At 45.4% G+C, this 14089-nt stretch carries 8 protein-coding genes and 1 pseudogene; 3 read left to right on the forward strand and 6 right to left on the reverse strand.

Translation table 11 applies throughout. The features are described 5' to 3' along the window. The first annotated feature begins 641 nt into the window (after positions 1-641). The gene (locus BQ8014_RS17935) at positions 642-3023 is read left to right on the forward strand and encodes an ATP-binding response regulator (protein WP_080905553.1); all 2382 of its coding nucleotides are present in this window, start codon (positions 642-644) and stop codon (positions 3021-3023) included. On the opposite strand, the gene BQ8014_RS17940 is transcribed toward BQ8014_RS17935, so the two are convergent. Further along, positions 3020-4366 carry a sigma-54-dependent transcriptional regulator gene (locus tag BQ8014_RS17940; protein ID WP_080905554.1) on the reverse strand — a complete coding sequence of 449 codons (1347 nt, stop codon included), beginning with the start codon at positions 4364-4366 and terminating at the stop codon, positions 3020-3022. The two genes, BQ8014_RS17935 and BQ8014_RS17940, sit on opposite strands and share 4 nt — an antisense overlap. A 262-nt stretch (positions 4367-4628) precedes the next feature. Between BQ8014_RS17940 and BQ8014_RS17945 the strand changes: the two genes are divergently transcribed. Then, the gene (locus BQ8014_RS17945) at positions 4629-5906 is read left to right on the forward strand and encodes a 3-keto-disaccharide hydrolase (RefSeq protein WP_234998087.1); all 1278 of its coding nucleotides are present in this window, start codon (positions 4629-4631) and stop codon (positions 5904-5906) included. A 29-nt stretch (positions 5907-5935) separates the two neighbouring features. Here the strand turns inward: BQ8014_RS17945 and BQ8014_RS19460 are convergent, their stop codons facing one another. Continuing rightward, entirely contained in the window at positions 5936-6085 is a 150-nt protein-coding gene (locus BQ8014_RS19460) for a hypothetical protein (protein WP_160150123.1), read from the reverse strand. 109 nt (positions 6086-6194) lie between these two features. On the opposite strand from BQ8014_RS19460, the gene BQ8014_RS17950 reads away from it, so the two are divergent. Beyond that, positions 6195-6941, forward strand: coding sequence for a NigD1/NigD2 family lipoprotein (locus BQ8014_RS17950; RefSeq protein ID WP_080905556.1), 747 nt, complete (start codon positions 6195-6197; stop codon positions 6939-6941). A gap of 190 nt (positions 6942-7131) precedes the next feature. Here BQ8014_RS17950 and BQ8014_RS17955 read toward each other — a convergent pair whose 3' ends face one another. The 4 genes and pseudogenes from BQ8014_RS17955 to BQ8014_RS17970 form a co-directional block, all read right to left on the reverse strand. Further along, entirely contained in the window at positions 7132-9222 is a 2091-nt protein-coding gene (locus BQ8014_RS17955) for an alpha-galactosidase (RefSeq protein ID WP_080905557.1), read from the reverse strand. Between the two features lie 140 nt (positions 9223-9362). After that, positions 9363-10319 (reverse strand): annotated as a pseudogene (locus BQ8014_RS17960) (FAD-dependent oxidoreductase); the annotation flags it as partial. Between the two features lie 894 nt (positions 10320-11213). Then, positions 11214-12008, reverse strand: a complete 795-nt coding sequence (locus tag BQ8014_RS17965; RefSeq protein WP_080905559.1) for an FAD-dependent oxidoreductase — start codon at positions 12006-12008, stop codon at positions 11214-11216. 8 nt (positions 12009-12016) lie between these two features. Further along, a partial coding sequence (locus BQ8014_RS17970; RefSeq protein ID WP_080905560.1) for an FAD-dependent oxidoreductase occupies positions 12017-14089 on the reverse strand: 2073 nt, incomplete at its 5' end.

Genomic DNA, 14089 nt, shown 5'->3' on the forward strand with positions numbered 1-14089 from the left:
AAACCCTTGTACTACATCTTGTTTTATGATCAGTCTTTCAATGAACTCTTTTGCTTGCGTCCGGCTGGTTATTGTCGAACGTGGGTGCAAAAGTAAACCTTCTTTTTGGCTTGTACAAATCTTTTTACCGGTTTTTTTGAGCTTTTTTTACAGGGAAAAGATAAAGGGATGGGATAGAATGGAATAGAAAGGGGATGATTCGTAATTAAACGCTCTTTCTGAACGGGGGAATGGCTGTTTTTCTTCCGCCAGAGGCAAGGGAAAAAGCGGAAGAACGGCGGAAAAACAGCCTTCGACTGCATCAAAGACATGGGAATAAACTGATTATGGGTAATTTACATATCCAGCGGAATCATTCGGCCAATCCGGTGCCGTATTTTCAGGTACTCCATGTTTTATTTTACCAAGGTGGGCCTGGTGGCTCACCATGATGGGCCACCAGGTCAACCTTGGTGTGTCTGCAGGCCCACCACGGTGTAATAAAAAAACAAGTACGGGGAAACGGGGAAAGGCATTGGCCCATTTGTTCGGCGGAATGCCCGGCTTCCGGAAAATTTAAACACTTACTCAGACTTGTTGATTTTCCACAATAGGCTTATATTGGGGATATTCTTTATCTTTATACACAAATTTATTTCAATATGAGTAATACGATTGAAAAAAATATCCGATTAAAGGCGGCACTTATTTATATCGTAGTCGCCGGAATCTGTGGCGGAGTAACCTTTTTTGTTTTCCAGTTCAGAAAAAATATTGACCAGCAAAGAGAACAATTGGAGCAATATACAAACGAACTTATATTAGCGGAAGGATTTATCAGGGAAGTAAATCAGACGCAAGCGGAAATCAACCAGTATGCAGCAACACGGGTAACCAGATACTATACGCGCTACCAACGGAATCTGGAGGAAGTCGATTCCCTCATTTACTCCCTGAAACTTATTATTACAGACTCCGTGCAATACAAGAAATTAGATACAATCCGCACGCTCTTACGGGCAAAAGGAACGGTAGTCGCCAGGCTGAACCAGCAATTCATGCAAGCAAATCCGATCGATACCATCAGTGAGGTACTAAGCACTTATGTTCCTCCCCAGAAGACACAATCGTACGCGATCACCACCTTGAAACAGGATACGGTCACGAAAACGCCTCAAAAGAAAGGATTCTGGAAACGGTTTTCCGAGCTGATTTCTCCCAAGGAGCCGGATTCCGTTCAGACTGTAACGACCGTAAAAACGGAAATGGTAAAAATCCCGACAACCGACAGCCTGGAGATTGTCCCTGAGATCAAAGGATACGCCGCCCAAGCAAGCAGCAACTATACGGAACAAATCCGGGCCATAGAGAAACATGTACGGGAGCTTCTGGCCTCCGAGCAAAAGATATCCTTCCAGATCACGAATCTGGTCATTGATTTTTATAGCCAGACCGTCTTCTCCCGCTTAAGAGAAATCCACGAAAGCGAGGAATGGATACGTAAGAACAACCTCTACTCCATCATTAGCGGAATCATCGCCCTTATATTAATCTTCATTTTCATCCTACTGATCATCAATGATGTCAATCAAGGATACCGCGCACGGAAAACGCTGGAAGAGGCCAACCAACGGATCAAGCAGATTATGGAAAGCCGGCATCAATTGCTGCTGGCGGTATCGCATGACATCAAGACTCCACTCAATTCTATTCTGGGCTATCTGGAACTAAAGGAAAAAGGCAGCTCCTTATCGCAGGAAGAAATACGATCCATGCAATATTCCGGGCAACACATTCTTTCCCTGTTGAATAACCTGCTGGACTTTTCCAGCATCGAACAAGGTACCCTACGGCTGACGCAAACCGTCTTCAGCCCAAGAGAAATCTGTGCGGAGATCGCCCGGATGTTTGAACCGATCGCCCGGCGGAAACAGCTGCACTTCACCTATCATTTCGACATGAAGGAGTTGCTGGCGGTTTCGTCGGATTCGCTTAAGATCAAACAAATACTGAGTAATATTTTGTCGAATGCATTCAAATATACAACGGAAGGAGGGGTAATGTTCAACGCTTCCTATAAAGAGAACAGCCTTGATTTCCATATTATCGACACCGGAGCCGGAATTCCGAAAGAGGAACAGGAGCGGATATTTGAAGCCTTTGCCCGCGTCGAAAGCAATAATAGCCTGGCGGAAGGAAGCGGCTTCGGCCTGTTTGTCGTCAAAGGATTGGTTGACTTGCTTAAAGGAGAGATTCATCTCGTTTCGGATAAGGGAAGGGGTACACGCATTGAAATCCGAATCCCGGTAAAAGAAGAGAAGAGCGAGGCTATAACGAAAGAAGCAGGCAAGTACATATTGGTTGTCGATGATGACTATCCATTCCTTACAATGATCAAAAATATGCTGACCCAGTTGGGGCACCATCCCATTACCTGCTCCAACCTGTCCGAGTTCGGAAAAGAGATCTCCCGACCACTTGCCTACGACTATGTGCTGACCGATATGGAAATGGGAAGTTTTAACGGGATTGACGTCCTGAAGGCGGTACAGAATACGTCCTCCCCTATTCCGGTGCTTGTGATGACAGCCCGGGCGAATATCGATCCGGAAGCCATCCGGGCAGAGGGCTTTGCCGCCTACCTGCCCAAACCGATCACCATGCAAGTCCTCAGCCAACAGTTCGGCGGGCAGGTGCCGAAAGAGAATTCTTTCGGCTTGCTGGATGAGATGCTGGACGATGACGCGGAATCCTTGCGGGACGTCCTGGAACTGTTCATTTCTTCTTCCGCTACGCAAATAGCTTATCTGCAACAGGCGGTGGCAGCAAACGATTTCGCCAATGCCCAAACGATCTGCCACAAGATGCTCTCCATGTTCATGCAAATAGGAGCATCCGATGTGACGGTATTCTTAAAGAGAATGGATTCATTGCGTGGAAAAAAAGCCGACGTTTATCCCCAATGGAAAGAAGATATGGCAGAAGCCGTCCGCCTGGCGGAAGCATGGAGGGAAAAAATCCGGCTGCAACTTTCCGCCCGTTAGAGGTCGATGCCATATTGGTGGAGCTTATTATATAAGGTTTTCCGATCGATTTTCAAAAGCTTGGCCGCATGAGTCTTATTCCCCTTGGCAATTTTCAGGGCCTCTTCGATCTGCTGCCTTTCGTTCTCCCCCAAGTGAAGGAACGGAACCTCTTCCGTCGTGGAAGCAGTCGATAGAAAAGAGGCAAGGTCGGCCGGAGTGATTTGCTCCGCTTGCGTCATCAGGACAGCCCGCCGGACGACATTCCTTAGTTCACGAAGATTACCCGGCCAGCGATACTGCCTCAAGAGTAGAAAGCTTTCCGGAGTAAAACCGGCGATTTGACGTCCCAATTCTTCATTTGCCTTCTTTAAAAAGAAATCAAGGAAAAGAGGCAAATCTTCCGATCGTTCCCGGAGCGGAGGCAGTTTAATGGGAAATTCGTTCAGGCGATGAAACAAATCTTCACGGAAACGCCCTTCCGATACGGCTGTCTCAAGGTTTTCATTCGTCGCCACAATCATCCGCACATCGACTTTAATATCGGTAGCGGCTCCGACCGGACGAATCTTCCACTCCTGAATCGTACGGAGCAACTGCACCTGTACTTCATAGGAAAGATTCCCCACTTCATCCAAAAAGACCGTTCCTCCGTTAGCTAATTCAAAAACGCCTTTCTTATCGGAGACAGCCGAGGTAAAAGATCCTTTCAGGTGGCCGAACAGTTCACTCGGAGCCAGTTCTTTAGATAAGCTACCGCAATCGACTGCAAGAAACGGTTTATCTTTTCGCCGGCTTCTTTCGTGCACCATCCGGGCGGCATATTCTTTCCCCGTGCCACTCTCTCCGGTAATCAGGACAGAGAGATTCGTCGGGGCGACCAACTGAACATAGTCAAGTAATACTTTGGCGGCGGGGCTTTTTCCGTAGACCATTTCCGGCATTCCGTCCTCCTGATTATCCTTCGGAGAAGCAGCTGTGGCGACCGGTGACTTTTCCGTCGGACGACTGAATATCTGTTCTATTTTTTCTTTCAGGATAGTCGGCTGGATCGGTTTCTCCAGATAATCCACCGCCCCCAGCTTGATTGCCGAGACAGCCGTTTTCACCTCCCCATAGCTGGTCATAATGACGACCGGAGGAGGATTCTTTTGCTTTTGAATCCATGTAAGCAAATCGATGCCATCCCCATCCGGTAAGCGAAGATCGGTCAAAACCAAGTCAAAAGAGTTCTTTTCCAAGACATTCTGCGCATCACTCACTTTACCGCATAAGGTTGCTTCCTCTCCGTTTTTACGAAACCAATTCCGCAACATAACTCCGAAAGAAGCATCATCCTCAACAATCAATACTTTATAACCCATATCTTTACTATAGAACAAAGAGAATAAACAAATTGTAATATCTTCAAAGAAAAACAAGTTCTTTTACGCTTTATTCACAATAAAGCCTTTCCGCCTTTGAGGAACTAAAGGTAGGCAAAATAATTAAAATCCACGGCCTCCCGTAAGTCAGACTTTGCTATATACCTCATTTACCGGTTCTCCATTTCCACCGGAATCCTTTCTGTTTCACATAAAATATTTATCTTTGCTTGAAAACATTAAATCGATAAAAATGAGAAAGATGAATTTAAAAAAACTCACAACTCCCTTACTGGTTGTCGGGACGGGATTTCTTTTTTTTCTGTCTTCGTGTGCAGAAAAACAAAATGTACTCACTCCGGAAGAGTTGGCGGATGGTTGGCAATTACTTTTCGATGGGAAAACGCTGGATGGCTGGCGGGATTACAACGGAACGACCTTGACAGAACCCTGGCATGTAGTAGACGGCTGTATCCAAGCTAAAGGAGACGGTAGTGATGCTAGTGGATACATTGTTACGGATAAACAGTATGAAAACTTTGAATTATCCTGGGATTGGAAACTTTCTAAGGGTGGTAACAGCGGTATGCTTTATCATGTAGTAGAGCGTCCGCAATACAAGGTTCCATATGTTACAGGCCCCGAATATCAACTGATTGACGAACCGAACTTCCCTGAAGCGTTGGAGCCTTGGCAACGGTTAGGCGTCGACTATGCAATGTATCTGCCCGACACAAGCAAAATGAAAGTAAATCCGGCCGGAGAATGGAATAATTCCCGGATCGTATTTGACAATGGACATGTAGAACATTGGTTGAACGGTGAAAAGATTTTGGAATTTGAAGCATGGACCGATGATTGGTTTGCCCGTAAGAATAGTGGCAAATGGAATAATGCACCTGAATACGGATTGGCTAAGAAGGGAGTCATCTGCCTCCAAGACCATGGTTATCCGGCTTCTTTCCGTAATATCAAAATCAAAGAACTCCCCCGAAAAGGAAAAGAAGTGGAATTATTCAACGGTGTCGACCTGAAAGGCTGGGATGTTTATGGGACGGAATTATGGTATGTAAAAGATGGCCTATTGGTTTGCGAAAGCGGTCCGGATAAAAAATATGGGTATCTTGGGACAAGGGAATATTATGATGATTTCGATTTGAGTGTTGAATTCAAACAGGAAGCGGACGGAAACTCCGGTGTCTTCATCCGTTCATTCATCGAAGATAGCGTAAAAGTAAACGGCTGGCAGGTAGAAGTTGCCCCGAAAGGAAATGACACGGGAGGCATCTATGAGTCCTACGGCCGTGGATGGCTGGTTCAGATACCTGACGATAAAGAGAATATCCTGAAAGAAGGGGATTGGAATACCCTTCGGATCAAAGTCAAGGGAAATAATGTCACCACTTGGCTAAACGGCGAGCAAATGGTCAGCCTCGACGATGAAAAGATCGGTGCTGCACAGGGACGCATCGCCTTACAAATTCATGACGGTGGCGGCATCAAAGTACTTTGGCGTAATCTAAAACTGAAAACACTTTAATTATCCAAGAAGCGCAATTGGGTCTAAACTTATAATTCTATCATATAAAGGAAAAAGAATGCATGACTTTTTTGTTGATTGCGGATGAGCGCTGCGTTCGCCCGGATCGAAAGGATCCGGGCGTTATGGCTAACGGTAAGAAAATCCACAGGCAACCCGGTCTTTCCGGAAGAAACCATAATAACGGCTTCTTAACACATTTTACCAAATATCGTTGCAACGATTTCGATCTCTTGTTCATCTTATTTATAGAATAGATTAATGAACAATGAAATAAGATTTTAAATTATGAAAACGTTGAAATTCTTTTTAATGATGGCGGGGGTTATGATTGCTTCCATGACCTTCCAGTCCTGTCTGGATGATGATAATGATACGAACTGGGATCTTGTTTATCCCAATGCGCTTGTAACGGTAAAACCGCTGGGTGACAATTCTTTCTTTTTGCAGTTGGATGATAGTACGACCCTGCTGCCTGTAAACATGGCCGCCTCTCCTTATGGGAATAAAGAAGTAAGGGCTCTTGTCAACTTTAGCGAAGTGGACAAGCCGAGCCAGGGATACAGTAAGGCGGTTCAAATCAATTGGATGGATAGTATTCTTACAAAACCGATTGTTCCCGATTTGGGATTGGATAACGATAGCGTATACGGAACAGATCCCGTAGAGATCATTAATGACTGGGTTACCATTGCAGAAGACGGTTATCTGACTCTCCGCTTCAGAACACTCTTTGGAGATCAGAGGAAAGCTCATTTTGTAAACTTGTTGGCAAGTACGGATCCGGCCAAACCTTATGAAGTGGAATTCCGTCACAATGCCTATGGCGATGTTTACGGTGTAGAAAGAGATGGGTTAGTCGCATTTAATTTAGGCAGTTTGCCGGATACGGAAGGTCAGACAGTCAAGTTGAAATTGAAATGGAAATCATTCAGTGGAGACAAGTCTGCCGAATTCAATTATTCCACACGTAAATCAACAGTCCCAACCAATTCTTCCATTGCCAAGGAAAGAAGCGTAATAGAGCTGAAATAAAAACTACCTGAAGTGATTTGTATGGAAAAAATCCCGTATACTCATTTGTAAAATCCAGTGCACTGGATTTTACAAATGAGTATACGGGATCAATTCATTGAGTGCACTGGATTTTCAAGGCGGCGCAGTGCTTTTTTAGTCAGCCCCCTTATTATCTATTATACTATATATCAACTCTTATTTTAAGAAATTAACGGATTGAATAGGCATAAATCACAAAATCATTTTCATTGGATATATGGATGTTCAACATACCCTCTTTACCTGCCGTTGCGGTAAAATGTTCCCCTTTTCCGAACAGCGGAGTGCAATCCACCGTCTGGCCTTCGGCAAACCAAGTTTTGACTTCGGCCGTCTGATCGGGGTGTTTTTCCCGATAAACCAATAAATAACCCGTCTTCCCTTTCAAGGATTGAAAGCCCGTCCATGACTTTCCGGAAGGCTCCTCCCCGATAGGAAGGATGATCCCTTCGTGAAAATCATGTTGAATCGTCCGGTATTGCTCGATCAGCTTTCCGGTTGGAAAGGCTTCCGCCGGTAATCCGGTTCCTTCCATCCAAGCCAAAGGCTGCCCCGCCATCGTAATGGCAAAAAGATAGTCGAATGAATAATTGGCGGGAGCAAACGGGTCGTTTCCGTAATTCTTTCCATTGCGCCATTTATTCAGGAATTCCACTTGTATTTTTTCTGCGGGAACATATTTGGAAAGCATCCAGAGGTTACGCAAAGTCCAGTAAGGATAGTAATTAGTCCAATCGGTATAACGATTTTCCAGGAAGATATTGCCGTATTCATTAAAAAAGAAGTATCCGCCCCGGCGTCCGGCTGTTGCGTCCAGATTAAAAACAACCTGATTCCCTGTTTCGGACAAAACCTTGTCGAAAATCTTCCGCACGCGGATCTCAGAGAGTTTATTGGGAATGATCAGGCCGTCGATCTTGAATGTCCGGATGCCATATCTTTTATAAAGATCAATCATTGCCGCCGCATCTTTTTCCCAATCTTCATAGTCGTTCTGATAGCTGGGATTGAACCAGAGGCAGACCTCAATACCCAGCTTCTTCCCTCTTTGTACAATAGGACCCAGTCCGTCCGGATATTTTGCCTTATCAGGTTTCCAATAATCGGGATTACTCCAGATATTCTTGAACGAACCTCCCTGAAAGGCCGAATTGGCGCTCTTTCCCGATTGCCAACCGTCGTCGATCTGAAAATGAGAAATGCCTAACTTCGCCGCCGTTTCAAGCTCCTTCAGGCAAAAAGCCTCATTGACTTTCTTATCCTGACTTCGATCTCCCCAGGTATTCATCATAACCATTTCATCCCTTTCCGGTAAAAGTTTACGCACCTGTTTTTGATATAATCGTAAAGCGGCCAGGCGGTTCAATTCACCTCCCGCATAGACTCCCAGAACCGTACTATACGTTTTAGTCCACTCCGTTGCACTCAAATCTTTCCCGTCGATCCCCAGCCCCGTCACCATCAACTGGCCGAATTCCGAGATGAAATCCGCTTCCGGATAAGACAACTGCACACTCGAACAAGGCGCTTCTTTCAGGAAAAAGAGTCCTTTTTCATTCTCTTCATTTCGTGCGAAGAGAAGATTTCCCCGAAAATAATTTTTCCGGTAAGAAAGAGCCGTATAGGGCTTCACCAATGTATTATTACGATCCGTCACATCGAAAAACTCTACCGTTTCCAAATTCCAATGCCTGCCGGGAAAAGACAATTGGTCTAAAATCGGCATCAATGCCGTTTGCCCCATATCTTTAGTCGATTCTATATTCTTTAAATCCGCCTGGTTCTCACGTCCTCCTACCCAAACATCGTCCGTCTCTCCTTTTAAATAGGTGTCGCATGCAATCGCCGGACATCCTTCATAAATCCGGTAGACCCGCTTTACCTGCAATTTGCCCAGCGTATAGACGACCTGGCTTTCGAGGCAAGCCGGCCGGATTTCCGTTTCCGGCTTCCGTTCCAGCGACCAGCCGGCATCCGAGACGGGAACATTCTCTCCCGAAATAAGGAAATCGGGATGCTTGGCCGTATTGAACCAGGTGTAATGATTCTCCTTGTCGGTCAGAGAGTGGGTAATAAGATTCCCCTTATTCCAATAGAACTTACGTTCAATCAAGTTATTCCCTATCACCATTGTATCACGACTCAGATAACTATAGCAAGAATCACCGGCAAATCCGGGGATAGAAGAGATAAATGATAATAAAAACAAAATTACCACCGCATAGAGAGAGTGGTTTCCAAAGTTTTTCTGTTGATTCATATTAATATTTCATGGTCTTAAGGTTCAAAAATAATATTATTTTTTGATTTAAGAGTCAGGAGAAAGGGATATCTTATGTCATGCAATACCATCACTATGAGTACCTGCATGTCGCCATAGTAATGGTATTATTATTCTAATTATTGTACCGTCGGTTTTTCCTTCAATGTTCCGCCCTCATTGTATTGCTGGTTATTGGACAATCCCTTTTTGCCGACACCTTCCTTCATCAATAATTTCAATTCCTTCAGATGGTAACGGTAGATATCCCGGGGAGTCGCATCATATTTCTTGCAGAGCGAAGCAGCCATGCCGACTACTTCCCCCATCATGCCCGTTGTTCGCATGACGCGCACCGTACCCAGGGCAACATGCGTCACACTTATGTTACGACCGGCCATAAACAGATTGTCAATGTTCCGGGAATAAAGGCAACGATACGGGATCGGATAAGGATAAATCGGAGTATGCTTGGCTATGGATTTAAACTCTTTTTCGGGGAAATTGGCCGTATTCTTAGGATCCGGGTAATGAAGGTCGATCGTCCAGGTCGTGGAAGCCGTTCCGTCTTCATGAACCACATTCTTGCGGAGATCGTCTTCCTTCAGGATATAATCTCCCAACAAACGGCGGGATTCACGTTTCCCGGCGACATACGCCACCCATTCCAATTCCAGGTTCTTGTACATATTATTCTCTTTCAGGTTATTCTTCAGATAGCTCCAGTTTGAATAAACGACCAGTAGACCATAGTCACGGATACGTTCAAAGTCCTTGATCTGGTCAAAGTTCATTCCTGTCTCCCAAGTCCATTCTCCCATCGTCACCTTCTCATAGTTCTGATCATTGAAGGTCAGGCCATAGCTAAAGGAAGGAAAACCGGCCGGTTCCTTCTTATCTACCGAGTACCATTGCACCGAGGAGCCCATCGTCATTTTATCTGCTACTTCAGGGGCTGTCTCTTCACCGAACTCCTCCTTGCTTTCGCGTCCCATCGCATAGTCCGCACCGGCCAAATAACCGATCGTCCCATCGCCCGTACAGTCCGAAAATACCGGGGCCGAGAAGCTCAACTCTTCGCCCGTCTCGATATGTTTTGCCTGTANCTAAACAAAAAAAGTTTTTTTAAAAAATTCTTTTCTCGATTACTGTATTACAGGAGAATAGAGATTGTAGGATATAGAAATGGCAGAACATTTTATAGAACCTATTCTATACCATGGGATAAAAAAGAAATAGAAAGCTTTCTTTTAAAAAAAAGATGTAAATATTTATTTGCAATTAAATTTTTTTCTATTTTTACGCCTGTTTTGTAAGCAATATTGACATGCACCCCCTTCTTTTCGAGAAGAGGTCCTTTTAAACATAATTTATCTATAACTTTCCAAACATAGTATGATAGAAAGTAATTCCTATATATTCTAAAGTATTATTCCTTCCTTTTGCTAATATTAGTTCTCTTATTGAATCCACTAAAAAGTTAAATTTGATAGCCTTAAGTTCCCTTATAGCCACTTCTGATAAGGGACTAGATTCAGAAAAATGACTTTTTAAAGTTGGACTTTTCATTTAAGCTTCGCTAGTATATTTATCCTTGTAAGTTTACTAGGATTAATAACATACTTCAAACGCTTACACTATTGTTAATCAGCATATTTTATATTTACGCCGCAAGAAGCGAAGGACATATATAGGAAAAGATATGTTTTCTTTATTGTAGGCATCACAATCTTTCTTTTATAGAATAACCCAAAAAGAGAGCCGATGTTAGAAATCAATTGAACTTTACTCGAACATCCTCTTATTTAAGCATTCTATGTAGTGATAGTACGCCTACTCTATAATAAGTGTTAATACTGGATCATTTCCTGCAACGGTGTACCCAAATTACATGCCTCTTCTAAAGAAATAAATAATGACAGAAATCCTGCGCTTGATTAACCAGATGTACATAATCGGAATGCAACTCTTCCACTATTCTACCTATCTTATTATTTCATTATCGGTTTTTCCTTCAATGTTCCGCCCTCATTGTATTGCTGGTTATTGGACAATCCCTTTTTGCCGACACCTTCCTTCATCAATAATTTCAATTCCTTCAGATGGTAACGGTAGATATCCCGGGGAGTCGCATCGTATTTCTTGCAGAGCGAAGCAGCCATGCCGACTACTTCCCCCATCATGCCCGTCGTTCGCATGACGCGCACCGTACCCAGGGCAACATGCGTCACACTTATGTTACGACCGGCCATAAACAGATTGTCAATGTTCCGGGAATAAAGGCAACGATACGGGATCGGATAAGGATAAATCGGAGTATGCTTGGCTATGGATTTAAACTCTTTTTCGGGGAAATTGGCCGTATTCTTAGGATCCGGGTAATGAAGGTCGATCGTCCAGGTCGTGGAAGCCGTTCCGTCTTCATGAACCACATTCTTGCGGAGATCGTCTTCCTTCAGAATATAATCTCCCAACAAACGGCGGGATTCACGTTTTCCGGCGACATACGCCACCCATTCCAATTCCAGGTTCTTGTACATATTATTCTCTTTCAGGTTATTCTTCAGATAGCTCCAGTTTGAATAAACGACCAGTAGACCATAGTCACGGATACGTTCAAAGTCCTTGATCTGGTCAAAGTTCATTCCTGTCTCCCAAGTCCATTCTCCCATCGTCACCTTCTCACAGTTCTGATCATTGAAGGTCAGGCCATAGCTAAAGGAAGGAAAACCGGCCGGTTCCTTCTTATCTACCGAGTACCATTGCACCGAGGAGCCCATCGTCATTTTATCTGCTACTTCAGGGNATATTTCTTGCAGAGCGAAGCAGCCATGCCGACTACTTCCCCCATCATGCCCGTTGTTCGCATGACGCGCACCGTACCCAGGGCAACATGCGTCACACTTATGTTACGACCGGCCATAAACAGATTGTCAATGTTCCGGGAATAAAGGCAACGATACGGGATCGGATAAGGATAAATCGGAGTATGCTTGGCTATGGATTTAAACTCTTTTTCGGGGAAATTGGCCGTATTCTTAGGATCCGGGTAATGAAGGTCGATCGTCCAGGTCGTGGAAGCCGTTCCGTCTTCATGAACCACATTCTTGCGGAGATCGTCTTCCTTCAGGATATAATCTCCCAACAAACGGCGGGATTCACGTTTCCCGGCGACATACGCCACCCATTCCAATTCCAGGTTCTTGTACATATTATTCTCTTTCAGGTTATTCTTCAGATAGCTCCAGTTTGAATAAACGACCAGTAGACCATAGTCACGGATACGTTCAAAGTCCTTGATCTGGTCAAAGTTCATTCCTGTCTCCCAAGTCCATTCTCCCATCGTCACCTTCTCATAGTTCTGATCATTGAAGGTCAGGCCATAGCTAAAGGAAGGAAAACCGGCCGGTTCCTTCTTATCTACCGAGTACCATTGCACCGAGGAGCCCATCGTCATTTTATCTGCTACTTCAGGGGCTGTCTCTTCACCGAACTCCTCCTTGCTTTCGCGTCCCATCGCATAGTCCGCACCGGCCAAATAACCGATCGTCCCATCGCCCGTACAGTCCGAAAATACCGGGGCCGAGAAGCTCAACTCTTCGCCCGTCTCGATATGTTTTGCCTGTACGGACTGAATCGCGCCTCCATCCATCATCACTCCAAAGGCACGGAAGTTGGAAAACAGGCTGATGTTTTTCTCATTCGTTACAACCTCCCATTTCTTTGCATCCTCGTAATAATCGCCGGGCTGGGCGTTTCCTCCCTTTTCCGGTCCGAATTCTTTCTGGAGATTGCCCAGTTCCTTATAAGGGCCCGCTTCGATCCGTCCGCCCAGATGGACACGGATCTCCGAACTGTTGTTTCCCCCTAGTACCGGGCGATCATGGATCAAAGCCACTTTACACCCCAGGCGGGCAGCCGATACCGCCGCGCTGATACCAGCTACTCCCCCACCGACGACCACCAGATCATAACTTCCGGCATCCTGCGGTTGATCCGGAAGCCCCAATGCCTTCCTGCGGAAAGAGGATAGTTGTTTCAGGTCGGAAGGCGGCACATCTTTTTCATCCGTGGTAAAGTAAATCGCGTCACATCGGCCGTCAAAGCCCGTCAAATCACGAAGGGTCAGTTTCTGTTCACCCTCCTTCACTGAAACCTTTCCGGCGGACTGCCACATCCATTCCGTACCCTGCGTTCCCAGATCGGTCGCCAATCGTTTATTACCGACCAAAAGCGTAAACCGCCCCGGACCTTCCCCCTTATGCCAGGGGGAAGTCCAGTTATACGTACGAACGAATACATAATAGGTTCCTTTTTCCGGGAAAGTAATAGATGTCGTAGCGTCATTCACCGTTTTNGCCAAATAACCGATCGTCCCATCGCCCGTACAGTCCGAAAATACCGGGGCCGAGAAGCTCAACTCTTCGCCCGTCTCGATATGTTTTGCCTGTACGGACTGAATCGCGCCTCCATCCATCATCACTCCAAAGGCACGGAAGTTGGAAAACAGGCTGATGTTTTTCTCATTCGTTACAACCTCCCATTTCTTTGCATCCTCGTAATAATCGCCGGGCTGGGCGTTTCCTCCCTTTTCCGGTCCGAATTCTTTCTGGAGATTGCCCAGTTCCTTATAAGGGCCCGCTTCGATCCGTCCGCCCAGATGGACACGGATCTCCGAACTGTTGTTTCCCCCTAGTACCGGGCGATCATGGATCAAAGCCACTTTACACCCCAGGCGGGCAGCCGATACCGCCGCGCTGATACCAGCTACTCCCCCACCGACGACCACCAGATCATAACTTCCGGCATCCTGCGGTTGATCCGGAAGTCCCAATGCCTTCCTGCGGAAAGAGGATAGTTGTTTCAG

Origin of the sequence: Parabacteroides sp. Marseille-P3160 (assembly GCF_900162725.1) — a bacterium.
GTDB lineage: Bacteria > Bacteroidota > Bacteroidia > Bacteroidales > Tannerellaceae > Marseille-P3160.

Coding starts and splice junctions, on each gene's coding strand:
- BQ8014_RS17935 (WP_080905553.1), top strand. CDS start 642: ATGAGTAATACGATTGAAAAAAATATCCGATTAAAGGCGGCACTTATT.
- BQ8014_RS17940 (WP_080905554.1), bottom strand. CDS start 4,366: ATGGGTTATAAAGTATTGATTGTTGAGGATGATGCTTCTTTCGGAGTT.
- BQ8014_RS17945 (WP_234998087.1), top strand. CDS start 4,629: ATGAATTTAAAAAAACTCACAACTCCCTTACTGGTTGTCGGGACGGGA.
- BQ8014_RS19460 (WP_160150123.1), bottom strand. CDS start 6,085: ATGGTTTCTTCCGGAAAGACCGGGTTGCCTGTGGATTTTCTTACCGTT.
- BQ8014_RS17950 (WP_080905556.1), top strand. CDS start 6,195: ATGAAAACGTTGAAATTCTTTTTAATGATGGCGGGGGTTATGATTGCT.
- BQ8014_RS17955 (WP_080905557.1), bottom strand. CDS start 9,222: ATGAATCAACAGAAAAACTTTGGAAACCACTCTCTCTATGCGGTGGTA.
- BQ8014_RS17965 (WP_080905559.1), bottom strand. CDS start 12,008: ATGACGATGGGCTCCTCGGTGCAATGGTACTCGGTAGATAAGAAGGAA.